Source organism: Pseudomonas retamae, assembly GCF_043496865.1.
GTDB lineage: Bacteria > Pseudomonadota > Gammaproteobacteria > Pseudomonadales > Pseudomonadaceae > Aquipseudomonas > Aquipseudomonas retamae.
Genome location: NZ_JBIEIL010000001.1, coordinates 317922 through 341326, shown reverse-complemented (window position 1 = coordinate 341326; position 23405 = coordinate 317922). Strand labels below are relative to the sequence as shown.

Annotated in this window: 20 protein-coding genes and 1 pseudogene; 14 read left to right on the top strand and 7 right to left on the bottom strand. The window is 59.1% G+C overall.

The window, feature by feature from the left end; translation table 11 throughout:
* Positions 1 to 10 precede the first annotated feature (10 nt).
* The 9 genes from ACGSLL_RS01390 (at position 11) to ACGSLL_RS01350 (ending at position 10903) form a co-directional block, all read left to right on the top strand.
* Complete coding sequence (locus ACGSLL_RS01390) at positions 11 to 955, top strand: WD40/YVTN/BNR-like repeat-containing protein (RefSeq protein ID WP_394502422.1); 945 nt, start codon at positions 11 to 13, stop codon at positions 953 to 955.
* A 244-nt stretch (positions 956 to 1199) separates the two neighbouring features.
* Positions 1200 to 2483, top strand: coding sequence for an acyl-CoA dehydrogenase family protein (locus ACGSLL_RS01385; RefSeq protein ID WP_122843987.1), 1284 nt, complete (start codon positions 1200 to 1202; stop codon positions 2481 to 2483).
* Positions 2484 to 2537: 54 nt separating this feature from the next.
* Complete coding sequence (locus tag ACGSLL_RS01380; RefSeq protein ID WP_394502419.1) at positions 2538 to 3671, top strand: saccharopine dehydrogenase family protein; 1134 nt, start codon at positions 2538 to 2540, stop codon at positions 3669 to 3671.
* A gap of 10 nt (positions 3672 to 3681) precedes the next feature.
* A complete protein-coding gene (locus tag ACGSLL_RS01375) occupies positions 3682 to 5241 on the top strand; it encodes an AMP-binding protein (protein ID WP_394502417.1) in 1560 nt (519 codons plus the stop codon).
* 13 nt (positions 5242 to 5254) lie between these two features.
* The gene (locus tag ACGSLL_RS01370) at positions 5255 to 6493 is read left to right on the top strand and encodes a thiolase family protein (RefSeq protein WP_394502415.1); all 1239 of its coding nucleotides are present in this window, start codon (positions 5255 to 5257) and stop codon (positions 6491 to 6493) included.
* Positions 6494 to 6504: 11 nt separating this feature from the next.
* A complete protein-coding gene (locus ACGSLL_RS01365) occupies positions 6505 to 7872 on the top strand; it encodes an NAD(P)/FAD-dependent oxidoreductase (RefSeq protein ID WP_394502413.1) in 1368 nt (455 codons plus the stop codon).
* Between the two features lie 190 nt (positions 7873 to 8062).
* Positions 8063 to 9535, top strand: a complete 1473-nt coding sequence (locus ACGSLL_RS01360; RefSeq protein WP_394502411.1) for a flavin monoamine oxidase family protein — start codon at positions 8063 to 8065, stop codon at positions 9533 to 9535.
* A gap of 9 nt (positions 9536 to 9544) precedes the next feature.
* Positions 9545 to 10201, top strand: coding sequence for a c-type cytochrome (locus ACGSLL_RS01355; RefSeq protein WP_394502408.1), 657 nt, complete (start codon positions 9545 to 9547; stop codon positions 10199 to 10201).
* Between the two features lie 39 nt (positions 10202 to 10240).
* The gene (locus ACGSLL_RS01350; RefSeq protein WP_394502405.1) at positions 10241 to 10903 is read left to right on the top strand and encodes a hypothetical protein; all 663 of its coding nucleotides are present in this window, start codon (positions 10241 to 10243) and stop codon (positions 10901 to 10903) included.
* An 88-nt stretch (positions 10904 to 10991) separates the two neighbouring features.
* Here the strand turns inward: ACGSLL_RS01350 and ACGSLL_RS01345 are convergent, their stop codons facing one another.
* The 5 genes from ACGSLL_RS01345 to ACGSLL_RS01325 all read right to left on the bottom strand — a co-directional run bounded on the left by ACGSLL_RS01345 (position 10992) and on the right by ACGSLL_RS01325 (position 15330).
* Complete coding sequence (locus ACGSLL_RS01345; RefSeq protein ID WP_394502403.1) at positions 10992 to 11648, bottom strand: c-type cytochrome; 657 nt, start codon at positions 11646 to 11648, stop codon at positions 10992 to 10994.
* A complete protein-coding gene (locus ACGSLL_RS01340) occupies positions 11648 to 13132 on the bottom strand; it encodes a flavin monoamine oxidase family protein (protein ID WP_394502401.1) in 1485 nt (494 codons plus the stop codon). Before ACGSLL_RS01340 ends, ACGSLL_RS01345 begins: the two co-directional genes overlap by 1 nt.
* Before the next feature lie 181 nt (positions 13133 to 13313).
* A complete protein-coding gene (locus tag ACGSLL_RS01335) occupies positions 13314 to 13976 on the bottom strand; it encodes a TetR/AcrR family transcriptional regulator (RefSeq protein ID WP_394502398.1) in 663 nt (220 codons plus the stop codon).
* A 90-nt stretch (positions 13977 to 14066) separates the two neighbouring features.
* Positions 14067 to 14483, bottom strand: a complete 417-nt coding sequence (locus tag ACGSLL_RS01330) for a RidA family protein (RefSeq protein WP_394502396.1) — start codon at positions 14481 to 14483, stop codon at positions 14067 to 14069.
* A gap of 13 nt (positions 14484 to 14496) precedes the next feature.
* Entirely contained in the window at positions 14497 to 15330 is an 834-nt protein-coding gene (locus ACGSLL_RS01325) for a phytanoyl-CoA dioxygenase family protein (RefSeq protein WP_394502394.1), read from the bottom strand.
* 185 nt (positions 15331 to 15515) lie between these two features.
* On the opposite strand from ACGSLL_RS01325, the pseudogene ACGSLL_RS01320 reads away from it, so the two are divergent.
* Positions 15516 to 15807 (top strand): annotated as a pseudogene (locus ACGSLL_RS01320) (winged helix-turn-helix domain-containing protein); the annotation flags it as partial.
* 728 nt (positions 15808 to 16535) lie between these two features.
* Here ACGSLL_RS01320 and ACGSLL_RS01315 read toward each other — a convergent pair.
* Entirely contained in the window at positions 16536 to 17051 is a 516-nt protein-coding gene (locus ACGSLL_RS01315; RefSeq protein WP_394502392.1) for a cupin domain-containing protein, read from the bottom strand.
* A gap of 79 nt (positions 17052 to 17130) precedes the next feature.
* Positions 17131 to 18117: an SDR family NAD(P)-dependent oxidoreductase gene (locus tag ACGSLL_RS01310; protein ID WP_394502390.1), complete on the bottom strand. Its 987-nt coding sequence runs from the start codon at positions 18115 to 18117 to the stop codon at positions 17131 to 17133.
* Positions 18118 to 18673: 556 nt separating this feature from the next.
* Between ACGSLL_RS01310 and rfaH the strand changes: the two genes are divergently transcribed.
* The 4 genes from rfaH to ACGSLL_RS01290 are packed head-to-tail and all read left to right on the top strand — an operon-like array spanning position 18674 to position 23275.
* Positions 18674 to 19207: a transcription/translation regulatory transformer protein RfaH gene (rfaH, locus tag ACGSLL_RS01305; RefSeq protein ID WP_394502388.1), complete on the top strand. Its 534-nt coding sequence runs from the start codon at positions 18674 to 18676 to the stop codon at positions 19205 to 19207.
* Positions 19208 to 19244: 37 nt separating this feature from the next.
* Positions 19245 to 20405, top strand: coding sequence for an outer membrane beta-barrel protein (locus tag ACGSLL_RS01300; protein ID WP_394502384.1), 1161 nt, complete (start codon positions 19245 to 19247; stop codon positions 20403 to 20405).
* Between the two features lie 12 nt (positions 20406 to 20417).
* On the top strand, positions 20418 to 20951 hold the full coding sequence (locus ACGSLL_RS01295; protein ID WP_394502382.1) for a polysaccharide biosynthesis/export family protein: 534 nt from the start codon (positions 20418 to 20420) through the stop codon (positions 20949 to 20951).
* Between the two features lie 2 nt (positions 20952 to 20953).
* Entirely contained in the window at positions 20954 to 23275 is a 2322-nt protein-coding gene (locus tag ACGSLL_RS01290) for a GumC family protein (RefSeq protein ID WP_394502380.1), read from the top strand.
* The last annotated feature ends 130 nt before the right edge of the window (positions 23276 to 23405 follow it).

Sequence of the window (23405 nt, the reverse complement as noted above, 5' to 3'; positions counted from 1 at the left end):
GGAGACAGCCATGCGAAACCTGATGCCTTTACTGGTTCTGATGTTGCCGACGCTGTTGCAGGCGTCATCCTTGTCGGCGGTTCCGGCGACCGTGACGGCCAGCGCCACAGCCGCGACGCTGTTGAGCGTTGCCCGCGCCGGGGAGCGAACCGTTGCCGTCGGCGATCACGGTGTGGTGCTGCTGTCGGACGATCACGGCGGGCATTTCCGCCAGGCGGCGTCCGTGCCGTTGTCCACGCCTCTGACCGGGGTGTCCTTCGTCGACGCCCGTCAGGGTTGGGCGGTGGGTCACTGGGGGGCGATTCTGGCCACTACTGACGGCGGCGACACCTGGCAGGTGCAGCGCCTGTCCAGTGCGGAAGATCGGCCGCTGTTTGCCGTGCACTTTTTCAATCCGCAGCAAGGGGTGGCGGTGGGGCTGTGGTCGCTGGTACTGACCACCGATGACGGCGGCAAGACCTGGACCGAGCAGCAACTTGAAGCTCCGCCAGGATCGAAGCGCGCCGACCTGAACCTGATGGGGCTGTTTGCCGATCGAGAAGGGCGCTTGTACGCCACCGCCGAACGCGGCCAGTTATTGCGCTCGGACGATCAGGGCAAGCACTGGCGCTATATCGATACCGGTTACAGCGGCACGTTGTGGACGGGTGCGGTGCTGGGCGACGGCTCGCTGCTGGTGGGCGGGCAACGCGGCACGTTGCTGCACGGCTCCGCCGACGGCGCACGCTGGCAGCGCGTACCGCTGCAGAGCAAGAGCTCGGTCACCGCCATCGATGTTTCCGGGCAGACAGTCATTGCGGTAGGGCTCGACGGCTTGCTCGTGCGCAGTGACAACGGTGGCCAAAGTTTCCATGAGCAACCCAGCGGCGACGGGGTTTCGCTCACGGCGACACTGCTGAACGGGGATGGCTCGCCGATCGTGTTTTCCCGTAGAGGCGTCGTTTCTCGGCGCTGATACCCGGGTGGATGTCGGGAGGCCGGCGCCATGCTGGATTCCCGGCAGTTCAGCGCGATTTTTTCTCAAACAAACTGCTGATTTTCGGCCGGTTTTCCCGTGCCTGAAGAAGTCTTTGCACGCTCGAAATAATAAACATAACGTGTGTTGCGTTAAATAATTTTGCTTGTTAGAGTCGATGACAAATAACAAGACGCAGCACGTTGCAAGCGCAGCGGCTGCCACTCTCGATGGAGGTACTTTGATGATCTCGCTTAAGTCGACACTCACCCTGCCAGCCGCCGGACTCACCGGTTTCGAAACCCCGCTGACAGAAGAGGAGGCTGCGATTCAGGCCTCCGTGCACCGCTTCGCCAAAGAAGTGTTGCGGCCATTGGGTCGCGAGCTGGATCGCATGACCGCCGAAGAGGTGGTTGCCCCCGGCTCGCCTTACTACTCGCTGTTTGCCGAATTCGCCAAACTCGGCCTCGACCCTGCGCTGTTGGCGCAGTTGCCGCCGGACATGGCGGTGCGGATCGAATCGCTGATCGGTGAAGAACTCGGTTGGGGTGATGCCGGGCTGGCGATCTCTTTGGGCTGCGCCGGTTTCCCTCTGCAAATGGCCGTTGCCGCCGGCAATGCCGAACTGGTCGAACTCTGCCAGGGCCGGATCGGCTGCTGGATGGCCACCCAACCCGACCGTGGCAGCGACAACCAGATCTTCGACATGGCGCGGGACTGGCCAGCGGGCAAGCCCGGCAATATCGGTAACCTGACCGCCAAAGTAGTTGGCGATGAAGTCATCCTCAACGGCCAGAGCTCGGCGTGGGTCTCCAACGGCGTCATCGCTCAGGTCGCACTGGGCTTGATCTGCGCCGATTACGGTGACGGTTTTTACGATGAGAATGGCCGGCCACACGGGATTGCGCTGATTATTCCGCTCGATCTCAAGGGCGTGTCCAAAGGCAAGCCGCTGGACAAAATCGGGCAGCGCTCCTTGCCCCAAGGCGAAATCTACTTCGACAGCGTACGTGTGCCCCGGCGCTTTGCTATCGCCGAGCGCGACAACTACTACGGCGCCGTCAGTTCCTCCTGGTCGTTCGCCGGCACCCACATGGGGCAGGTGTTTACCGGCGTCGCACGTGCCGCCTTCGAAATGGCCCTGCAGTACTGCCATGAACGCCGCCAGGGCGGGCATCCGTTGATCGACCACCAGATGACCCGCCTGCGTCTGGGCGACATGTTGCGTCGGGTCGAAACGGCCCGTGCGGTCGCCCGCCGTTCGCTGAGCTTCGCGCGCCTTTCACCGCAAACCCATCCGTACGCTACCGCCTCCGCCAAGGTCACGGTGACCGAAGAGGCAATGGCTGTTGTGCAGGAAGCTTTCCGTCTGTTCGGCGGCAATGGCACCACCCGTGAATACCCGATCGAAAAACTCTTGCGTGACACCCAGTCGTCATTGATCGAGGACGGCGAAAACCGCGTCCTGACCATGCGCTTGGGGCTGCTTGCCCAGCAGCTGTACGCCGAAGGTTGGGCCAACAACTGATTCTGCATTCACCCGACATTACTCATCCAAAAACAACAAATGAGGTAAATCCCGATGGCCAAATATCCTGTCGTTGTCTACGGCGCCAGTGGTTACACCGGCATGCTGATCATGGACTGGTTGATCGACCAGCACATCCCGTTCACCGCCGTTGCGCGCAACGCCGCGCGGGCTCAGGAAATGATGGCGCAACGTGTCGTCGGTCTGGAGTCGGCCACTTACGAAATCATTGAATGCGTCCACGAGGTCGACGCGCTGGTCTCGGTGTTCAAAGGTGCGCGCGTGGTGTGCAACACAGTCGGCCCGTTCATCAATTTTGGCCTGACTGCCGTGGAAGCGGCCTTGAAAGCTGGCTGCCATTATCTGGATCCGGCCGGCGAGCAGGCGCACATCCGGGCCTTGCGCGACCAGTTCGGCGAGTTGTATCGCCAGGCCGGGCTGCTGCTGTCGCCATCGTTGGCGTACATGTACACCTACGCCGAGATCGCCGCCGAACTGGCCCTGGAGACGCCGGGTGTCGATTCGCTGGAAACCGCGACCCTGACCCGTGGCCCACGCACCGGTGCCGCCGGGGTGACTGTCGGTTCTACGGCGACCATTTTCGAAGGCGTGCGTTACCCCGGTGCCTACCTGTGGGAGAAGGAACTGGTGCCTTATGCACCGAACGCCAGCTTCAACGTGGTCTGCCCCGATCTGCTGGAAGCGGTGTTCTGCCTGCCTTGGGGCGGCACCTCGCTGCCAGTGTTCTTCGAGGACGATGGCCGGGTGCGCAGTTGCATGTCCTGTGTCGGCTTCTACGACAACCCGGTGATGAAAATGGTCCACGGCCTGGGCGAGAAGTGGGAAGCCGAATACAAGCACCTGCCCAAAGAACAGCAGGACGCGGTGATTCAGAGCCTAGTGCAATCGACCACCCCGAGCATGCCACCGCGTGAGCGCAGCACCCTGCAACGTACCGTAGACTTCGCGATCGGCCGCGGTCAACTGACAGCGGTGCGTGCCACCGTGCATGGCATCACGCCGTACATCGCCACCGGCGCCTTGCACGCCGCAGCCGTGGTCAAGCTGTTGAATAACGACACCGCCAAGACCGGTTTCGCCTCGTCCTCGAAAGCCTTCGGTCATCGCTACCTGCTGGGCTTCCTTGAACAGCGTGGCCTGGCCCGCGCAACCGTTACTCAACTGTGAAGTGACTAACATGGCGATTATTGATTTCTTTGACCGTGGCTGGCGGATCAATCCGTACGGCGCGGCGTACATCCAGGACGGTCGGGTATTCACCTTCACCGAAGTCCGCCACCTGTCCTGCCGGATCGCCAACGCATTGTTGGCGGCCGGTTTACCCAGCGGCACGAAAGGTGCAGTCTGGTCCGCCAACGACGCGGTGGCCTGGACCTGCACCCTGGGACTCTGGCGCGCCAATCTGTGCTGGATTCCCGTCGGCGCACGCAACAGCGCCGAAGAGAACCGTCACGTGCTCGATGCCTTCGACTGCGAGGTGCTGTTTTTTCAGCGAGAGTTCGCGCCGATCATCGACGCATTGCGTCCGAGCCTGCCGAAAATCCGTTTGTGGATCTGCATCGACGAGCACCTGCCGGGGGCGCCGTCGCTCAAGTCCTGGATTGATGATCAGCCGGTCACGGCACCGGAGGTCGAGTATCAACTGGACGATGTCGTGGCACTCTCGCCAACCGGCGGCACCACCGGGCTGCCCAAGGGGGTGATGAACACCCATCGCAGTATCCAGACGTTCTGCGCGCACTTCATGATCAATTTCCCTTACGGGGATGACCATCCGCCAGTCAACCTGGCGGCGGCGCCGATGACCCACACCGCTGGCACGCTGTCGCTGCCGTGCACCTCGCGGGGCGGCACCGTGGTGATCATTACCAAACCGGATCCGGCGCTGATGCTGGCAATGATCCCGAAGTACAAGGTCACCGAAACCTTTTTGCCGCCGACCGTGATCTATCGACTGTTGGATGTGCCGGATCTGGCGCAGAAGGTCGATTTCAGCTCGCTGAAGTATTTCCTGTACGGCGCGGCGCCGATGTCGGTGGACAAACTCAAGCAAGCCATCGAGACCTTCGGCCCGGTGATGGCCGGCGGTTACGGCCAGACGGAAGCCCCAGCCTCGATCTCCAACCTGCCGCCCGCCGAGCATCTGCACGGAGGACGCCTGGCATCGGACGAGCGTCTGTCTTCGGTGGGCCGGCCTAATCCGCTGGTGCGCGTGGAAATCCTCAGCGACGCTGGGGACATCCTCGGTCAGGGTCAAACCGGCGAAATCTGTGTACGCGGCGATCTGGTGATGAAGGGGTATTACAAGGACCCGCAGAAAACCGCAGAAACCATCATCGATGGCTGGCTGCACACCGGCGACATCGGCCACGTTGATGCGCACGGCTACCTGCACATTACCGACCGCAAGAAAGACATGATCATCTCCGGCGGATTCAACGTTTATCCCAGTGAAGTCGAGCAAGTGCTGTGGAGTCATCCGGCGGTGCAGGACTGCGCGGTCATCGGTGTGCCGGATGAGCAATGGGGCGAGGGCGTGAAAGCCGTGGTCGAGTTGAGCGCCGGGCATACCGTCACCGCCGAGGAGTTGATCGAGCTGTGCAAGAGCCGGCTCGGCTCGGTCAAGTCGCCGAAAACCGTGGATTTCATTGATGCATTGCCGCGCAGCCCGGTCGGCAAGGTGCTGAAGAAAGATCTGCGTGCCCATTACTGGCAAAACGTTGAGCGGCGTATCTGAGGGGAATGATGTGATGGAACCTATCTACATCGCCGGCATTGCCATGACCGAGTTCGGTCGTCACCTGGACCGCAGCCTTCAGGATCTGGCGCTGGAGGCCTTACAAGGCGCACTCGCCGACTCCGGTGCCCTGCGCGCCGATATCGGTGCGGTGTTCTACGCCGGGATCACCAACGGTCATCTGCAAGGACAACTGTCGATTCCCGGGCAGGTGCTGTGCAGCAAGATCGGCCTCGAAGGGGTGCCGGTGTACAACGTCGAAAACGCTTGTGCCTCGGGCAGTACCGCGGTTCATCTGGCGGTGCAGAGCTTGCGCTCAGGAGCTACCGACGTGGCCCTGGCGTTGGGCGCGGAGAAAATGAACGTGCCGGACAAGGCGCGGGCGCTGGCTCTGTTCGAAACCGGCTGGGATGTTTCCACCGCCGAGGAAAACTACGCGACGCTGGTGAAAATGGGCGAGGGCATCGTGGTGCCGACGGGCTCGGAATCCGATCGTCCATACAGCAAGTTCATGGCCATCTATGCCGCCATGTGTCGCTGGCACATGAAGACCTACGGCACCACTCAGCGACAGATTGCGGCGGTATGCGCCAAGAACCATCAACACTCGGTGCACAACCCGTATTCGCAGTTTCGCAAGACCTTCACCATTGAGGAAGTGCTCGCCGCGCCGCCGATTACCTATCCGATCACACTGCCGATGTGTGCGCCGTTATCCGACGGCGCGGCCGCCGCGATTCTCTGTACCGAGGCGGGACTGAAACGCATCGGTGCCGACCCGAAACGTTGTGTACGGATCGCCGCCAGCGTGATCCGCAGCTTCACCCTGCGCGGGCTCGATGAGCCGCACAAGCACGTCAGCCTATTGGCAGCGCGTGAAGCCTACGAAATCGCCGGCCTTGGCCCGCAGGACATGCACGTGGCCGAAGTGCACGACGCCTCGGCCATGGGCGAAATCATCCAGGCGGAAAACCTCGGGCTTGCGCCGCTGGGGGAGGGTGGTGTGTGTGCCGAACGCGGCGATTTCACCCTGGGTGGTCGCCTGCCGATCAATCCCTCCGGGGGCCTGGAATCCAAGGGCCATCCGCTGGGTGCGACAGGGATCGGCCAGTTGTACGAGCTGACCACCCAGTTGCGAGGGGAGGCCGGTGCACGCCAGGTACCCGGTGCGCGGTATGCCATCCAGGAAAACGGTGGCGGGCTGCAGGGTGTCGAGGAAGCCGCCGTCGCTATTCACATCCTGAGTCGATAGGAGCACATCACATGTCCATGACCTACCTATCACGAGAGCTGGAAAGCCACTTCGCCGGCGGGCATTTCCGTCGGCTGGGTGGCTGGGTCGAAACCCCGGCTGATCTGCAACCCGAGCTCGAGGGCGATGTCAGCGCGGACGTCATCGTGATCGGTGCCGGTTTCGCCGGGCTGTCCACCGCCCTGGAACTGACGGCGTTGGGGGCCACGGTTGTGGTGCTGGAGCAAGCGTTTGCCGGTTTCGGCGCCAGCGGGCGGAACGCCGGCTATCTGGGTGGCAGCATCGGCATCGAGTTCGAGTTGTTCTTGAAACGTGTCGGCAAGGAAAAAGCGCAAAACATCGTCAGGTTCTATGACGAAGCGGTCGCCTACGTCGAAGGTCGATTGCGCGAACTGGGGATCGACTGCGACTACAACGCCTCGGGCATCATCAGGGCGGGCATCCATCCGTCGCAGAAGAAAAGGCTGCGCAAAAGCATGGCCGTGGGCCACGAATTGGGTTCGCCAACCGAGTTTCTGGATCAGGCACAAATGCGCGCGCGGGGGATTCCACCGGCCTTTCTGTTTGGCTGCCTGCAACGCCACGGCGGTACCCTGGACCCTGGCAAATACGTGATGGGCCTGCGCCGCGGTGCACTCCAGGCGGGGGTGAGGCTGTATGAAAACACCACGCTTGAGTCGTACTCCGACGGGCCGACGATCACCTGCCGGACGCCACGCGGGCGGGCGAGCGCGCCAATAGTGGTGCTGGCCACCAATGCCTTTACGCCGCAGCTCGGACTTCTGCGCGACAAAGTCGTACCATTTCGGGTGTCGGCGGTCGAAACCGAGCCATTGACACCACAACAGTTGGCATCGCTGGGCTGGGCAGGGCGGGAAGGGTTGACCACGCCGCACCTGGTGATGGAAAGCCATCGCCTGACCGCACGCAATACGCTGCTGATGACCACCAAACGGCTGGGTTATGCCTACGGCTCGAAAACCCCGAACATTCCCGATGAGGTGACCTACCGCGCGTTGCAAGACAACCTTGGCGTGCGTTTCCCGATGTTGCGCGGTGTCGGCATTCAAGCGTGCTGGAGTGGTTACGTCAGCATGGCCTACGACGCGTTGCCGGTGGTGGGCGAAACCGGGTCGCACCACAACATTCTCTACACCGCGGGTTGCTCCGGACACGGTGTCGCCTCGCAGTCGCTGGTCGGCCATCTGCTGGCGGAAAGAATCGGCGGTATCGAGCATCCGCTGCTCGCCGCGCTGCGGCATAAAACCCCGAAAACCCTGCCCGAACCGCTGCAGTGGTGCGCCGTGAATGTGGCGCTGGGGGGAGCACATCTGCTGGACGAATACACCAACCGCAAAGTTGCGCGCCCTCATGCCTGACGGTTGAGGCTTATAGAACCAACACGCTGATTTTCCGTGGTGACGCTGACCTTGAAGTCCTGGGTCCGGCAGGCGTTCGCCTGCAGAAAGACAAACGAATGTTTGCGTTTTCGTCACCATTTTTTACTGCCGCACCCACGCTCGGCTACGGGCGTTCAATCCAACAATAACGTGATGTGAGGCCTCGAACATGAGCACTGACGCCCCTCCCGATCTGAAGCGAAGACAATTACTCAAACTGGCCGGTGCGACCGCCGCCGTGGGATCGATAGGTTTGAACCTTGGCCTGGCCAATGCTGACGATGCGCTGCAAAAAGACAGTCCGGACGATGTGTTTGACGTGGTGATCATCGGTGCCGGCCTGGCTGGTTTGACCGCCGCCCGTGATCTGCATCTGGCAGGTTGTGAGTCGCTGCTGGTGCTTGAAGCGCGCGATCGTGTCGGCGGCCGCACCCTCAATCATGACTTGGGCTCCGGCTACATCTCCGAAGCCGGAGGTCAGTGGATCGGTCCCGGACAAACCGCCGTAGCGGATCTGGCCCGTGAGCTTGAGGTCGGTACCTTTCCCAGTTTCTATGACGGGGAAACCGTGATCCTTGGGGGCGATGGACGTGTAGCCGTCGATTTGAAAGGCACCTTCGGTACCGACGAAAGCGTCTCGGCAAAACTCAGCGAGCTGTCGCGTGATGTGCCGTGCGGGGCGCCATGGAAATCCCCCAGGGTGGCCGAACTGGACAAGCTCTCGGCGGGCGACTGGCTCGCTCAGCAAAACATCAAGCCGGAAGACCGCGCAGGGTGGAATGCCAGCTTCCTCCTGACCTGCGGTGTCACGCCGGCAAAGATGGGCTTCTTGCATTTTCTGTCGATGATCAATTCGGCCGGAAGCGAATACATGCGGCTCGATTCGATCAAGGACAGCGCGCAAGGCACACGGATCGTCGGCGGTTCACAGGTTCTCAGCAGCAAAATGGCGAAATTGCTGGGCGACAAGGTTCTCTTGTCGTGCCCGGTGCGCAAAATTGCTGACTGGAACCGCGACATCGTCAGACTGCAAACGGATCAGGGCGAGATCCGCGCCCGCCGGGTGATCATAGCGATTCATCCCGCGCTGTGCCAACGCCTGCAATTCGATCCACCGCTGCCCGAAGCTCGCGCCGCCCTGCAGCGGGCCTGGCCAGCGCACTCGCCGGCACGCAAGACCGCAATGGTTTACCCGCGGCCTTTCTGGCGCGACAAGGGCTTGAACGGCCACATCATTCAGGTCGGCGGGCCGGTCATCTGGGCTTACGACAACTCGCCGCCAGACGGAGAAATCGGCGTGATCAACGCATTCATTCTGAATGCCGCCGCCCCCACCGACCCCGAAGCCGCGAAGCGTGTGCAGACCGAAATCTATGCACGCGCCCTGGGGGACGCAGCGCTTGAGCCGGTTTCCTACCACGATCACGACTGGGCGCATTTCGACCCGTGGACCATCACGTGCGTGTCGCCGATTCCCCCCGGTTTCTGGTCGACACATGGCGAGGCACTGCGTCCGCCGTGCGGCAATCTGTTCTGGTCGGGCAGCGAAACCGCTGACATCTGGGCAGGTTACATGGACGGTGCCGTGCGCGCCGGACGCCACAGCGCCTTGCAGGTGCTCAACGCGTTACGTCGGGCATAGGAGGCGGCAATGAAAAAAATCATAGCGCTTGGCGTCATCGCGGTCATTGCGGTGCTGGTGGCGGTTTTCGGCCGTGATCTGCTCGACCTGTATCGGCTGCAGACTTACATCACGACCTCCACGGAGGCCTATCAGGCCGAACGCGGAAACTGGCCACACCTGACCGATGCCTGCACCGGTTGCCATGGCAGCCACGGTAACTCGCTGAACCCGACGTATCCGAGCCTGGCCGGGCAACCCGCCGCGTATCTGTCTGCCCAGTTGCGCAACTTCGCGAGCGGGCAACGGCTTGCGCCCCACATGGGGCCGCTGGCGATGACCCTCAGCCCGGATGAAATTGATCTGCTGGCGAAGTTCTATGCCCGGCAATCGGTAGGTGCCGATGCGGCTGTCAGCCCTGACGAGGGGCTGAAGGGTCAGGGCAAACAACTGGTGCAAACCCGCGGTTGCACCGCCTGTCATGGTGCCCAACTGATGGGTCACGACGCATTCCCGCGACTGGCTTCACAAGGCCAGGACTACCTTTTGGCCCAGCTCAACGCTTTTGCCAGCGGCAAGCGAATTGAGCCCACTGGCGCGATGCAAGCCATGGCAGCGGCGCTTTCAGCGCAGGAGCGCCAGGCAATTGCGGCTTACCTGGCTGCACTGGTTCCTCAACCCCGCTAACCCATCAAATTTTCTGTCAGCTGTACCGAGGCTATCGTTATGGAACCGAGAAATATCGTGCTGTGCCTTGCCTGTTTCTTGCTGCTTGCCAATGGTCTGACCTTTGGCATCAGGTTTCTGAAGAAGAGAAACCTGCTACTGGCTCTGGAGTGGTTTGTGGTTGCCTTTTCCGCGACAAACTTCTTGATCTTCTTCCTGACAGGATCGGAGCATGCGTACCTGATTTCATACGTCTGCGACGCGTTCTCCAGAGCCTTCGGAATTCCACTGATTACCGTGCTCGGGCTGATGGCGGTAACGCATGCGTACAAGCCCTCCGTGAGCAAGGAGCTCATGATGTTTGCCGGCGCTCTGTTGGGCACGCTCGCGTTGATCTCTACCAAGGTCCTGGTCACGCTCCTACCGTATTTCTACGTGCTGATGTGGGTGATGTTTTCGGTCTACCTGGTGTATTTCGCGGTACGCCTGGCAAATGCCGGAGAGTCATTGCATGCGATCGGTGTGATGTTTGGCATGCTCGCCTCACTGACCATTGCCTGCATCTACGACTTCTACAAGATCCCCGGCGACGACAGCAATGTGCTGCTCAACTTCTACGTGCTTGCACTGACGACCTGGGCTTATCTGCTGGTGCACCTGTATTACGCGTATTGCGCGCTGGAGCGCGCGAAGGGCGCAATGACAGTTCTGCAAACGCGCTGAGGGGGAGTTGAAGTGCTCGAAGCCGCCGTTCTGGCGGCTTTTTTGCGTGATGCGGAGTAGGGCGGTGGGTATCCTTGCCCGGGCAGGATCAAGAGTTCAGCTTGGCCAGATAATGCGCCACGGCCTTGATGTCCTCATCGGACAGGGTGCCCGCCATGGCATTCATGGCCTGCGTCGGATCGGTGCGTTGGCCACGTTTGAAAGCGCTCAGTTGATCGCTCAGATAAAGCTGCCCTTGTCCGGCGATACGCGGAGCCAGGGGGCCGCCAGAGAGTTTTTCGCCGTGGCAGGCTGCACAACCATTGGCGGCGACCACACGCTCACCGCGCTGGTCCAGTGCATCATCCTTCGCCGGGACTTCAGTCACGCCTGGTTGCTGTTCGGCAAAATAACTGGCCAGGCGCTTGATCTGCTCGTCGGTCAGATTGGCCGCCAGCGGCTGCATCTGGGCATTGTGGCGACGCCCTTCGGAAAACGCGCGCAACTGGTTTTCGATGTACGCCGCGGGCTGCCCTGCAAGCGCTGCGTATTGAGCGTCGCGGGGTTGACCGTTGGCGCCATGGCAAAGCGCGCAGGTGTCCTGCAACTGTGGCCACGCACCGCCGTTGGCCTGGTACGCAGCGTCGTGCTGATCCACGGCCTGCATGAAACGATAGCCCGCCCACAGTTCCGGACCGGAAATCGCTATTGATCCGGCCAACGCCGCGCTCACGGCGATGGCTCCAAACACCATAGTCCGCTTCATCAGGCGTTCCTCCGCGGTTGAAGCAACGCCTGCAGCGCTTCCATGGCCGCGCGGCGTCCGGCACGGACCGCACCGTCCATTGCCCCGGCCCAGATCTCCGCAGTCTCGGTCCCCGACCAGATCAGGCGACCGACCGCCGGTCTCAGGTACTCGCCCCATTGCGTCCAGAAACCGGGAGGCATAGGGGATATACAACTCAAACTCCACGAATCGATCTTGCCCCAGTCCAGATCATGAAACTGAATCGGGTGTAGGGCCTGTTCGCCCATGGCGCTGGCGTAAATCGCCGACAGGGTATCCTGCGCCGTTTTCGGGTCATGGGGTAATTGTCCGGTCCTGACGAAGCCGCTCAGCACGCCAAGGCTGCCGTCCGCCGGGGAGTTGTCAAAGGCCCAGATCAGCGGACCGTCCACTGGCACAATCTGCCCATTGAGGCCTTGGTCGCGCCAGAACGGGCGCTCATAGACGTGCACGGTCTTGCGCATCGGTGCATGGGCCGGCCAATGCCGCTGCAGCTCGGCACGCCCGGACGGCAGGGGCGGATCAAAGACGATCTGATTGCACAGCGCCGGGCTCAGCGCAGCAATTACCTGCCGCGTGCGGATGATGCCCTGATCGGTGTGCAACTCGACGACATCACGATCCCAACCGACAATCTTGCGCACCGGGCACGCCAACCGAATTTTATCTCCGAGAGCATGCGCCATCTTCAAACTGAGAATTTGCGAGCCGCCAGCCAGACGAGATTCCTGCGCACCACCCTGGACCCCTTCGAGCTTTTCGAGGCGGCAGTCCGAGGAGTTGATCATCGCCAGGTAATGCAAAAGCCCCATGCCGGCCGGCGTGGTACCGAAGGTGAGGCTCACGGACATGTTGAAGCCGATCTTGTCGACGTTGCTGATGCCTTGACCGGCCAGCCATTGGCCAATCGACAGTTTGTCCAGCTCAGCCGCGTCCTTGGCTTTCCACGGCGCTTTGCTGGGGACGCCTTCGGCGAGCTTGTTCAGTTTTGCGACGACTTCGGTATTGGAATTCGGCCCGTCGCTGAGATCTTCCTGGATGTTGACCTCGTCGATCAGATACACCGCCTTGCCCTTGTAGTAGGTGGGGAAGGTGGCAACATCGAGCTGTCTGGCCAGGTCGGCGATCGATGTTTGCCCGGGGCCGATCCATTGGCCACCAGCCTCGGAGATCACGCCATCGCCCAGATCATGGTTAAGCGTGCGACCACCGACGCGGTCGCGGGCTTCAAGTATGGCAAACGACTCGCACCCAGCGGCCTGGAGGTCTCTGGCGGAGGTGAGCCCGGAAAGCCCTGCGCCTATGATCACCACATCCAGAATCGAGGTATCTACAGGTTCGGTTTGCGCCATCGCGCGCCCGGTGACACCGAGGCCTCCGGCGAGGGCTGCGCCTCCTATCGCTTGTAATAACAATCGTCGCTGTCGTGATTGCGTCGACAGTTCATCGAGATCCGCATCCATTTTCACCTCCGTCTTTTATTTATAATCACAGTTGTTATGCGAATATATGACGGATCAGGAATTCAGCAAAGTGAATTCGGCGCGATGTCGATTAACCGTGGGTATGAGCGAAAGGCGGGCGCGACCAGGCGGGGTCCGCTGCGCAAATGAAGCGAACCTTGTTAATGCCTGAGGGCAGGGTTTAGCGAGCGGGGCTGATCAGCGTGATGACCGCATCCATCAAGGCCTTGCTGCGTTTTGCTTCAAATCGCTCTGGCTCGATTGGCAGCATCATCATCCAGCCGTCACTCAGCGCGCTGAGCTGATCGGCAAGCAGATCGGCAGCAATGTCCTTGCGGATGATGCCTTGGGTTTGTCCCTTGCGCAGAATGCTGGCGAGATCCTCGCGAAAGCGCGAATAACGTTTCTGGATAACGTCGGCAAATACCGGTTCGTGTCGGGCGTGGGCAAGCATCTGAAACAAGGCCAGCCAACGCGCCGAGTCGTTGGCTTGAGTCAGGTTCAACCATTGCTCGATCATTGCCCTGACGTCGACTTTTTCCTGATCGGCATCCAGCAAATGGTCGAACTCGTCGAACAGACTCTGCGCCGCCGCCGTGATCATTTCTTCCTTATTGGCAAAGTAATAGGTCACGGCGCCCGTGGTGCAGCCGGCATGACTGGCGACCTTGCGCAGAGACGTCCCGGCATAACCTTCCTGGGCAATGACTTCGATGGCTGCGGTCAACAGTTCACCGCGTTTTTCCAGACGATTACCTACGGGACGACCGCGACGTGGAGCGGGCGCGGAATCACTGTCAATGGAGTGCTGATTATCCGTGGAAGGTGCTTGGGCATCATGCATGAGAGAAAGTGATTCCGTTGGTTTTAGGCGTTGAGCCGACAGCGGCTGCGAACGCCATTTTGGCTTGGCACGTCGCGATCATGCAATCGTTCAGATTCGGCCGCTGCCAATCACCGCGACGGCCCGGACTTCCACGCGCAAGCCCGGCATTGCCAGTTGGGAAATGCCGACAGCGGTCCAGGCTGGATAACGTTCAGGGAAGTATTCGTCCTTTACCTGTCCAAAGGCGTGCACTTCGGCCTGCAGGTCAGTATGAAACGTCATCAGCTCGACCACATCGGCCAGGCTTGCGCCCGCAGCTTCGAGGATGGTCCGCAAGGACTGAAACGCCAGATGGGATTGCGCCTGGATGCCGTTGGCTGGAACCATGGCCTCGTCGATACCGACCTGGCCGGACACCCAGATCATGTTGCCGACGCGCGTGGCCTGGGAAAAGTGGAAGTTGTCGTAGATCGCCTGGGTGTGACCAGGGTTGAAGGACTGACGCTGCAGGTCTTGAGTGCTCATGGCGGTGCTCCTCTTATATTAATTGGCGGAACGTTGGGTGGCGGAAGGCGTCTCCCGCTTTCAGCGTCGACAGTTCTTCAGTGAACAGCACGCCTTGCTGCGGATAACCGCCGGTGCTGTGTTCTGGCAAGGGATGGAAGGTGGCGTCGTCGCCAAAGAAACGGAAAACGAAGGTGTGACGATCAGGGAAAGCTTCATCCACCGGAGCGCCGCCATGCAGCGAACCCGGATGCAGCAGAAGGATATCGCCAGGCTCGGTGGCCCACGAAATGATCTCGAATGCCTCGGGATCGTTTTGCCGCAAAGCCTCGATGTCCGGCAGGCGTGGCAATGCATCGCCGCCATGCAGCGGTTGAGTCGGATCATTCGGATCGCGAAACGTGGTGCCGTCGTAGCGTGGTCCTTTGTGTGAACCTCGAACGATTTCCAAAGCGTTTTTCTTCGGCACTGATTCAAAACTGATCCAGGCATTGGCCCAGTGGTTTCCAGCCCACGGCAGATAAGACGTGTCCTGATGCCAAAGCGTGCGAGACCCGCGCCCACCTGCTTTGAGAAACACTTCTTCGGCGAAGTACCACACGTTCTCCGAGCCCCAGAGCTGGGCAAACAGCTGGCCAAAGGGCAGGGAGGTCACCAGTTCTTCGAGACGGGCCTTGGCGACGGGATTGGCGTTGTCGACGTGCGACTGTTGCTCCGTTCCGTCGAACATGCGAGTCGCATGAGGGCCGTGATTCTCGACAGCCCAGTCATAGGCCACCCGGCACTCGGCCAATTGATCTTTGTTCAGAAAACCTTTGATCAGGACGGCCCCGTCTTCCAGGAACGCCTTTCGCACAGAGAGTTGCATGAGAGCTTTCTCCTCGAAAATGCCACTTGGCGATTTCGATGCTAGCAGGCGACCAGATTAAACACAACGGATGTTATCTTAATATTGCTATCGGTTGCGGTTGCTGGTTTTGGAAGACGGGCACACACCAACAACGGCGCCTCAGGATCAAACATGCGAGGGTTTCAGCCCGTATTTCCTTGAACTCGGGTCAACTGTCGATCGATCGCATTGGCCGGGTAGTGAGCCTGGCCGATCAAAGAATCGACCTGACAACCATGGAGTTCGAACTACTGTCCTTGCTGGCCAGCGCGGCGGGCACAGTTTTTCTCGCGACGACATCCTCAACGTATTCGCGGCATTCCTTTCGACGGGATCAACCGCAGTGTCGATGTTCACATCAGTAAATTGCGCGGAAAGCTCAATGACAACCCTCGAAATCCAGAGCTCATGAAGACGATTTGGGGCAGGGGTTACCTTTTCAATCCGTTTGCTTAGGAGGCATAGATAATTATGAAAAAGGACGTGCTGATTTTGCTGTTTTTGTCTGGATTCCAGCGTCGCTGTATTCGGTTTATGGTTGGCATCAGGCACAGGGAAAACAGATCGTCGATGTCGATCAGTCAACGATGGTGCGGGCTGACACGTACCAGTCAACAAGTACCATAACGAGTGCTCATGAGTCAGCGACGTTCTTGTGCACGATCAGCAAATTGCCACATCGCATAGAAGAGCCGGATAAAGAAATATATCAACAACGTATTTTTCTGAGAGCTTCAGCGCATTCTCTCGAAGCATTCCGAGCAACGTAGCCCTTGTCGGCAAGCAACCAAACCGCTGATACACCTTTGACCATAGACCGAAGCGTTTCGGCAGATCTCACCACGCAGCACCCGAGCAGAACACCCAGACTACGCCATCGAGCAGAAGCCGGGCTATCAAACGTCTCCAAGGGGAGGCCCATCGCCCGCTGAGGAATCAGGGGTTTCGCATCTTCAGTTTCCCGCATTTCGCAGGTTTAGTACTGAGCGCTAGGAGCGGGCGCCAAGACACGAGCTGCTATATCTAACAGGATATCCGATTTAACATAATATACATTACACGTAACAAAGTATTACGACGTCAGCCTCGATGTACGTGGCATTTCAGTCTGCTGCGAAGCTACAGCACGCTTCCCGCTGATCCACTGCTATTTGCAATCTGCGCCATTTTGCAATCTGAGCCATTCAGCCTTTGTCCCGCGTCAGCTTTGCAATCAACGCGCGATGCTGCGGAAATTGCGCAGTGAGGTTTCCTCGATCAGCCATTTCCATGTCTGCAAAATCAAATCCCGGCGAAACCGCCTCGCTGATCAATCCGAATCCATGTGGACCGTTGAGTAAGCGTGAAGCTTTCCAGATGCCACCCGGTACGTGCAATTGCAGATGTTGGCCGGCAAGAATGTCGCTGCCCATGATCAGAGTCTGCAATGAGCCGTCTGCGTGGATCAGGCTGTATTCGATGGGATCGCCTAGATGGAAATAATGCAGGATGTCGGACTGGTTGAAATGAAACTGTCCCACCGGTGATTGCTCAGTCAACAGATAGAAGATCGACGTCAGCAGATAGCGCGGCCCTGTGCTGGTTTCCAGGCTGGCGCGGTGGTCGGATTGATAGGTTCGGCGGAAATACCCACCTTCGACGTGAGCTTCGAGACCCAGTGCATTGATGACGTCTTGTGCATCGGGTTTAGCTTGAATCATCGCCGCTCCCTTGATCCTAATAGATTCTCTTGATAGCTCAACTAAACGGCCATTTAGTGTAGCTATCAATAAACTTCGCTCAGCCGGCCTGGATTTGATAATAATCGCGATACCACGCAACAAATCGGGACACGCCGTCTGCAACATCCACTTGTGGAGAAAACCCCGTCCATTGTGCAAGTACCGATACATCAGCCCATGTACTGACGACATCGCCCGCTTGCAGCGGCAGAAAATTGTATTGAGCTTTAACCCCCAGCGCTTTCTCCAGGCAGTCGACAAAATCCAGCAACTTTATAGGCTTGCCACGCCCTATGTTGAACAGTTTGTTAACGCCCTCGCCCTCCTTCGCCGGTACCGGCGGTTTTGGACATAACCGCGCGATGCCTTCGACTATGTCATTTATATAAGTGAAGTCCCGCGCCATCTGGCCGTTGTTGTAAATATCGATCGGCTGCCCCTGCAGGATCGCCTGAGTGAACTTGAACAACGCCATATCCGGTCGACCCCAAGGCCCATAAACGGTAAAAAAGCGCAGGCCGCTGGCTTTCAATCTGTAGAGATGGCAATAGCTGCTGGCTAATAATTCGTTGGCGCGTTTGGTGGCTGCGTACAGCGATACCGGACGTTCGACCGGGTTGTCGACACTGTAGGGCAGCTCGCTGTTTGCGCCGTACACCGAACTGCTCGAGGCATAGATGAAATGCGCTGGCTGGTAAAAACGACAGGCCTCCAGTACGTTCAAAAAGCCGACCAGGTTTGATTGCGCATAGGCATCCGGGTTGTCCTGCGAATAACGCACACCGGCCTGAGCGGCCAGATGGATGACTTCGGTAAAACGATGCTCTTTGAACAGCGTCATCAGTGCCGGTTTATCAACTATGTCTATCAGTTGAAAATCGAAGCCTGGCAGTTCTCTTAGTTGCTTTAATCGTGCCCGCTTTAGCTCAACGCTGTAATAATCGTTGAGGTTGTCGATACCGATTACTTGCTGGCCTTGTTGAGCTAATCGTTTCGCCGTGTGATACCCGATAAAGCCTGCCGCGCCAGTCACAAGAACGGTCATAGTCCCTGCTCCCCTCGATCGAATAGGCGATGAGTTATAACGCCGTCCGCCAGAAGCCGTCCATAGCTTATAAGCATTTCGTAGCCGCTCAATGCTGGAAGGTCTCAGCAACCCTGACGCTAGCGGTCAGTGTAAAAAAAACGAACACGCTCGAACGTCAAATTAAAAACCCTTTATAAACAGTAAGATAGTCACACGAGATACAGCTAGTCGACAAATGGCGTGTTTTTTGACTCGGATCGTTTGACAGACTGCGAAGACTGGCCGATAACTACCAACGTCTAGCTGAACACGGCGCGAGTCCTTTCTCACTCGCTCCAGAAAGTTCTTCAGTTAACCACTTAGCGACCTAACATAAACACTGCGACATGCAGGCTGTGCGGTAGCTTTGCCCTCTAAAAAGTTTAATCGCATGTTGCACCTGAGAAGTGCTTCATTATTGAAACACTCCAACGTTACATCATAATAAAAACATCCCCTGCCAATTGTCTTTGCACGGCCCTGAATAGAGCTTCTGCCTGCCCTAAACTTCTCGAACATCCAAGAGTTTACTCGCATGTCAGCAATCAGCTCGGATCAACCCAATTGGTATCTGTTGCAATGCAAACCACGCCAGGATGAGCGCGCCCACCTCAACCTGCTTCAGCAACACTTCGTGGTCTTTCACCCTCAACTGTTCACCGAGCGCGTCATTCGCGGGAAACGACAGCGCGTGATGGAGTCGTTATTCCCCGGTTATCTGTTTATCCAGCTCAGCCGCACGGACAATTGGGCACCGCTGCGCTCGACCCGTGGCGTCAGCCGGATTGTCGAGTTCAATCACGGTCCCGTCGCCGTGGCAGAGCATGTCATCGAACACCTGCGCGAGCGCTGCCTGGGATCGGATTCAGATGTGCAAGGCCGGCTTGAACCCGGTGAGCCTTTGCGCATCATCAGCGGCCCGCTCTCACCGCTCGAGGGTGTATTCCAGGCATTACAAGGCAATGATCGCGTCATGCTGCTTCTACAGTTTCTCAACCGCGAACAGCCTGTGTGCCTGCCGCTTAGCGTTATCCAGCGACAACAACACAACTTCCAATCGTACAAATAACTGCTTGTCTCACCTGCCATTTCTCAGGAGCCATGACATGGCCTTGAAATCACGCTGCCCTGTTGCACTGATCATGGCCTCTTTCTACCCGGGAATGGCCTGGAGCACCGATCCGCAAGCGATAAACGTTTATGGATTCGACTTCACGCCGACGTTCGTTCTTTCAGAAAGTTACGACGACAACTTTCGCGAGGTGGAAGATAACAAGCAGTCGTCGATGATCACCAAGGTGGCGCCCTCCTTCGAGCTCAAGGCCGAAGATCGCAATAGCGCCACGCGACTGATCTGGCAACCGACGCGCTACATCTATCACGACGACTCCGATGCTTCGAACACGGCGCAACGTGTGCGTGCCGAGAGCGTAATGGAGTTTACCGATCGCCATCGTTTGAAGCTTGACGCCGAATACCGCAAATGGGAGCGCACCGAGTCGACGGCGGTCGAGGGCATCAACGACAAGCTCAACAACAAACGGGTTGGCGGGCTATATACCTTCGGCGCGAAAAGCGCAGACAACCAGATCGACATCGGCGCCAATTACGCGCAACTGCGCTACGACAATGGCGATGGCATCAATGCCGACAAGGAACGCGACACCACTGCCGTTACTGGCACCTGGTACCACCGCATCGGCAGCAACACCCGAGGCTTGCTCGAATATGACCACACCGACTTCGACTACAAGCAGGCGAACAGTCCGCGCAGCAGCGTATCGGACGCCGTACTCGCCGGTGCCGTCTGGGATTTCACGGCACGCACGACGGGCAAAGTGCGCGTCGGTTATGAAAAAAAGAACTTCGACAGCAACCAATCCAATGACCTCGACAACCCCACCTGGCAAGTCGATCTGCAATGGAAACCGCGCACGTATTCGACGTTTACCTTTGTCGCACGCCAGGCGCTTGCCGAGGGCGACGATGGCGCGGAGGCCGTGAAGTCGACCTTCACGCAAGTCGGCTGGCGGCACGGCTGGACCGAACGAATTACCACTGTGGCCCAGGCCGGGCTCGGCCGTTACGTCTACGAAGGACAGAGCCGCACCGACGACTTTCAGGATTACAACCTCGCGGTGATCTATGCGATGCGCCGCTGGCTGGACATCGAAGTCGGCTATCGCTTGCGCGACAACGATTCCGATGCCGACAACGAAAGCTTCACCCGCAACGTGTTTCAGATCAGTTTCAACGTCAGCCTTTGAGAGGGTCTCGACATGAACACATCCGCACTTGTCCTGTCGTTCACGCTGGTGATGGCATCGCCTCTTTACGCGGCAGACCCCGGCACGCAATACAAACTGGCCGCTGGCGATGTGTTGCGCATCATCGTCTTCGGTGAGCCGGAGTTGAGCCTGAAGAAGATCCGTCTCAGCGATGCCGGCACCTTTTCCTACCCCTTTCTCGGCGAAATCTCCGCCAAAGGGCTGACCCCCAGCCAGGTCGAAAAGATTATTGTCGACGGCCTCAAACAAGGCTACCTGATCGACCCGAAAGTCAGTCTCAGCCAGATCGAATACCGCTCCTTTTACATCAATGGCGAGGTGAAAAAGCCCGGTAGCTATCCGTTCGTGCCGGGCCTGACGCTGGAGAAAGCCATTGCCTTGGGTGGTGGCTTGACCGAGCGGGCTTCGATCAAGCGCGTCACCATCTTGCGAGGCGACAGTGGCGCGACCGACACCGATAACGTGACGCGCAGCACCACGATTGCCCCCGGCGACACCATTTCCATTGCACAAGGGTTCTTCTGATCATGGACAACAGCCTTGGCACTTACGTCGAACGTCCTTTGCAAGCGCACGTGCAGCCGCATCAACAGCACAGCGAAGACAAGGACACCCTGGATCTGCTGAAACTCTGGCGGGTGATCTGGCGCGCGAAATGGAGTATCGCCTGGCTGATTCTGGTGAGCGGTTTGCTGGCGACCATTGTGGTCTCGAACATCACTCCCCAGTACATCGGCAGCACCACCCTGCTGTTCAACGACAAGAGCCCGCCGCTGATGTCTTTTCAGCAGGTCAAGGACTCAAACAGCAACACCACTGACTACCTGCAAACGCAACAGGCGCTCCTGCAATCGCGGGATCTGGCCGAGCGCGCGGTGAAAAAACTTGGGCTGACCACCCACCCGGTCACCGACCCGCGCCAGCAACCGAAGTCGTGGTTCGCCCCACGCGAATGGCTGGCCGCTGTTGATCTGGACAAATGGTTACCGGGGCTGGGCCTGGAGCGCTGGCTGCCGGAAAAACAGCCGGTCACCGAAGACGAGGTGTTCAATCAGGTCACGCAAAACCTGATGCTGCACACCAGTGTCAAGTTCGTCGGCAAGAGCCAGTTGCTCGAAATCGAGGTCGAGCTGCCAGACCCGGTTCTCGCCGCCGCCGCAGCCAATGCACTGGCCCGCGGTTTCACCGACAGCCAGCTCGACACCAGTGAAAAGTCCACGCAAACCACCACGGCGTGGATGAACACCCGGCTGGTGAAGCTGCGTGACAACTTGCGTGCCGCCGAGAAAAAGCTCCAGGGCTACCGCGAAGAACAAGGTCTGGTAGACGTCGGCGGCGTCGCCACGATCAGCGCCAACGAGCTGGAGATGACCGGCAATCGCATGGTCGACGCCCGCCGCAACCGCGCTGAAGCCGAAAGCGAATATCGGCAGGCCAAGGCCTTGGGCAACGGTGATCTGAGCAAACTGTCCAGCGTACCGGCGGTGTTGAGTAACCCGCTGGTGCAGAAATTCCAGGCGGACCGCGCCTTGGCCCAGGCCAAGGTCGATGAATTGTCTGGGCGCTATGGGCCGAAACACCCGAGCCTGCTGTCCGCGCAATCGGAATTGCGCACCGCCACCACCAGCCTGCAGTTGCAGGTGCAACAGGTGGTCGCCGGGATCGAGCGGCAGTACCAGCTCGCCACGGCCAGTGAGGCTTCGCTGCGCCAGTCCTTCAACAGCAACAAGGCGCAGATTCAGGACATTGCCCGCAAGGAATTCCAGTTGCGTGAGTTCCAGCGTGAGGTCGACAGCTCGCGGGCGCTCTACGAAACCTTCGTCACCCGCCTGAAGGAAACCACCGCCACCGCCGACATGGACTCGACCAAAGTGCGCATCGTCGACCCGGCGATTGTGCCGGTCGATCCGAGCAAACCGCGCAAAACCTTGATCGTGGCGATCGTTGCCTTGATCGCAGCGGTGATCGGTGTGGCCCTGGCCCTGCTGTTCGACAGTCTGAGCAATACCTTTAAAACCGACGAGTCGATCGAAAGCGCGCTGAACATCCCGCTGCTCAGCGTGGTGCCGTTGGTCATGAAGAAGAATCGTCGGCAACTGGCGCGTTTGTTCGAAGACAACGACAACCCACGCTTCTCCGAGACGATCCGCAACCTGCGCACCTGGCTGATGCTGCAAAGCAACGAGATGCCCTCGCAGGTGGTGCTGATCACTTCAACGGTTGCCGGTGAAGGCAAAAGCACGATTGCCAACAACCTCGCCAGCTCGCTGGCACCGCTGGAAAGGGTACTGCTGATCGATGCCGACATGCGCCAGCCGACGCTGTCGCAGAATTTTGACTTCCCGCCGGACAGCCCCGGCCTGGCCAATGTGATTGCCGGTACCGCGAGGTTTGAAGACTGCATCGTTTCGGTGGGCAATCTGGACATGTTGCTGGCGGGCAAGGTCATGCCGTCGACGCGCGATTCGCACGCCGCGCCGCGTCTGCCCTCGCCTGCCGAGCCGCCTAACGCGCTGCAACCACCGCCGCAGGATCTGCTCAGTTCACCGCGCATGGCGCGCATGCTCGAAGCGCTGCGCTCGCGTTACCGGCACATCATCATCGACTCGCCGCCTGCAGAATTGATCAGCGACGCGCTGTTGCTGGCCAAGCATTCGGACGCGGTGATTTACGTGGTCAAGGCTGACAGCACCCCGATCAGCCAGGTCCAGCGCGGCCTCGCCATGTTGCAACAGAGTCATGTGCCGGTATTTGGCACAGTGCTCAACCAGGTCGACCTGCGCAAGGCGCGCAAGTATGGCCATCACCACTCCCGGGCGTTCTATAACTACGATTTCGCGCCCAGGTAACACCGGGCGCTCGCGCCTGCCGCCGCACCCCTTTCTGCCAACACACAACTCGCTTCACCTCTGCCGAGCCACGGAAAAGCCAGCGGGAAGACACCTCGTGTCTGCTCGCTCAGCGCTGACGCATTACTGC

What these genes read in the sequence shown, in the direction of transcription:
- ACGSLL_RS01360 (WP_394502411.1), top strand. Translation starts at nt 8,063, where the DNA reads ATGAGCACTGACGCCCCTCCCGATCTGAAGCGAAGACAATTACTCAAA.
- ACGSLL_RS01370 (WP_394502415.1), top strand. Translation starts at nt 5,255, where the DNA reads ATGGAACCTATCTACATCGCCGGCATTGCCATGACCGAGTTCGGTCGT.
- ACGSLL_RS01355 (WP_394502408.1), top strand. Translation starts at nt 9,545, where the DNA reads ATGAAAAAAATCATAGCGCTTGGCGTCATCGCGGTCATTGCGGTGCTG.
- ACGSLL_RS01300 (WP_394502384.1), top strand. Translation starts at nt 19,245, where the DNA reads ATGGCCTTGAAATCACGCTGCCCTGTTGCACTGATCATGGCCTCTTTC.
- ACGSLL_RS01390 (WP_394502422.1), top strand. Translation starts at nt 11, where the DNA reads ATGCGAAACCTGATGCCTTTACTGGTTCTGATGTTGCCGACGCTGTTG.
- ACGSLL_RS01345 (WP_394502403.1), bottom strand. Translation starts at nt 11,648, where the DNA reads ATGAAGCGGACTATGGTGTTTGGAGCCATCGCCGTGAGCGCGGCGTTG.
- ACGSLL_RS01365 (WP_394502413.1), top strand. Translation starts at nt 6,505, where the DNA reads ATGTCCATGACCTACCTATCACGAGAGCTGGAAAGCCACTTCGCCGGC.
- ACGSLL_RS01385 (WP_122843987.1), top strand. Translation starts at nt 1,200, where the DNA reads ATGATCTCGCTTAAGTCGACACTCACCCTGCCAGCCGCCGGACTCACC.
- ACGSLL_RS01325 (WP_394502394.1), bottom strand. Translation starts at nt 15,330, where the DNA reads ATGCAACTCTCTGTGCGAAAGGCGTTCCTGGAAGACGGGGCCGTCCTG.
- ACGSLL_RS01335 (WP_394502398.1), bottom strand. Translation starts at nt 13,976, where the DNA reads ATGCATGATGCCCAAGCACCTTCCACGGATAATCAGCACTCCATTGAC.
- ACGSLL_RS01310 (WP_394502390.1), bottom strand. Translation starts at nt 18,117, where the DNA reads ATGACCGTTCTTGTGACTGGCGCGGCAGGCTTTATCGGGTATCACACG.
- ACGSLL_RS01380 (WP_394502419.1), top strand. Translation starts at nt 2,538, where the DNA reads ATGGCCAAATATCCTGTCGTTGTCTACGGCGCCAGTGGTTACACCGGC.
- ACGSLL_RS01330 (WP_394502396.1), bottom strand. Translation starts at nt 14,483, where the DNA reads ATGAGCACTCAAGACCTGCAGCGTCAGTCCTTCAACCCTGGTCACACC.
- ACGSLL_RS01350 (WP_394502405.1), top strand. Translation starts at nt 10,241, where the DNA reads ATGGAACCGAGAAATATCGTGCTGTGCCTTGCCTGTTTCTTGCTGCTT.
- ACGSLL_RS01290 (WP_394502380.1), top strand. Translation starts at nt 20,954, where the DNA reads ATGGACAACAGCCTTGGCACTTACGTCGAACGTCCTTTGCAAGCGCAC.
- ACGSLL_RS01315 (WP_394502392.1), bottom strand. Translation starts at nt 17,051, where the DNA reads ATGATTCAAGCTAAACCCGATGCACAAGACGTCATCAATGCACTGGGT.
- rfaH (WP_394502388.1), top strand. Translation starts at nt 18,674, where the DNA reads ATGTCAGCAATCAGCTCGGATCAACCCAATTGGTATCTGTTGCAATGC.
- ACGSLL_RS01295 (WP_394502382.1), top strand. Translation starts at nt 20,418, where the DNA reads ATGAACACATCCGCACTTGTCCTGTCGTTCACGCTGGTGATGGCATCG.
- ACGSLL_RS01375 (WP_394502417.1), top strand. Translation starts at nt 3,682, where the DNA reads ATGGCGATTATTGATTTCTTTGACCGTGGCTGGCGGATCAATCCGTAC.
- ACGSLL_RS01340 (WP_394502401.1), bottom strand. Translation starts at nt 13,132, where the DNA reads ATGGATGCGGATCTCGATGAACTGTCGACGCAATCACGACAGCGACGA.